At 72.0% G+C, this 1,298-nt stretch carries 1 protein-coding gene and 1 pseudogene; both read right to left on the bottom strand.

What is annotated here, in order from left to right; all coding sequences use genetic code 11:
- Window positions 1-808: pseudogene (locus E3O19_RS00005) on the bottom strand (NlpC/P60 family protein); the annotation flags it as partial.
- A partial coding sequence (locus tag E3O19_RS00010) for a M23 family metallopeptidase (protein ID WP_134564594.1) occupies window positions 801-1,298 on the bottom strand: 498 nt, incomplete at its 5' end. The pseudogene E3O19_RS00005 and the gene E3O19_RS00010, both read right to left, overlap by 8 nt.

The raw sequence follows: 1,298 nt of genomic DNA on the forward strand, positions 1-1,298 counted from the left end.
CCGCCGCCGCCGCCTGGGCGCGGGCCAGGGCCGCGGCCGCGGCCGCGGCATCCTGCCCGGCCTGGTAGGACCGTTCGGTCTCCGCTGTGGTGTCCTTGAGCAGGGCGAGCTGCTCGAACAGGTCGTTGGACTTCCTCTGTTCGGCTTCGAGGGCTGCCTCGGCGGCCTGGGCGGCGACGTTGGCCTCGTCGAACCTGGCCATCGCCGCGGCGCTGAGCCGGGTGCGCTCGGTCTTCGCCGCGCCCGCCTGGTCGCCGAGCGACTCTGCGGTGTTCGTGTCCTGCAGGGCCTGGCGGTAGATGGTCTCGGACTGCTCGCCCAGCTTGCTGGCGGTGCCGAGCTGAGCGAGCAGGTCGTCCGCCTTTCGGCCGTTGAGGAAGAGGTTCAGCGACAGATCCTGGGCGCCGGTCTTGGCCAGGTGCGCGGCCATCAGCCCGGCACGCAGCTTCGAGGTGGCGGCGCGGGCCTTCGCGGCCTCGGCCTGCTTCGCCAGGCTCGCCTCCCGTGCCGTCGCGGCCTCGAGGTCGTCCTGGGACACCCGGTAGGCCTCGGCCGCGATCTGCGACGCCTTCGACGAATCGGCCGCCGCGGTCTGCAGCCCGACGAGCAGCGCGGTGATCTTCACGATCTCGGCCTGCTTGGTGGCCTCGCTCTGCTTGGCCTTCTGCACGTCATCCCAGCTGGGATACCCCTGGTCGGCGAACGCGGCCGGCGCGACGAGTCCGGCGGATGCCGCGACCGCCCCGATCGCCCCGATCGCGAACAGGCCGGCCGGTATCAGCCGCGGCCCGGTGGCCCGGTTAGCCAAGTGGTGCTCCCCTGTCGGCCATGAACGGCTGCGGATTGATCTGGGAGCCGTTAATGCGCACCTCGAAGTGCAGGTGGCAGCCGTCGGCCGCGCCGGTCATCCCCACGCTGGCGATGTTCTGGCCGGCCGAAACCTGCTGGCCGTTCGAGACGAAGATCCCGCCGGAGCGGATGTGCGCGTAGCCGGTCGATACCCCTCCGCCATTGTTGATCTGGACGTAGTTGCCGTACGTCCCGCTGGGGCCGGCGTAGGAGACCGTGCCGTCGTGGGCCGCATAAATCGGGGCGCCGCAGCCGGCGCCCATGTCGGTGCCGCTGTGGAACCCCTTGCTGCAGCCGCTGCTACCGCAGATCACCGGGCGAGGTCCGAAGCCGTCGGTAATTCGTCCGCTGGCCGGGACCGCCCAGCCCTCGCCGCTAATGTAGCCGCCGCCGAGGCCGGCGCCTGCGCTGCCGGTCGCGCCGCCGCCGCTGCTCCGGTTGGCCGCGGC

This window comes from Cryobacterium algoritolerans, from assembly GCF_004402785.1.
GTDB classification, from domain to species: Bacteria; Actinomycetota; Actinomycetes; order Actinomycetales; family Microbacteriaceae; genus Cryobacterium; species Cryobacterium algoritolerans.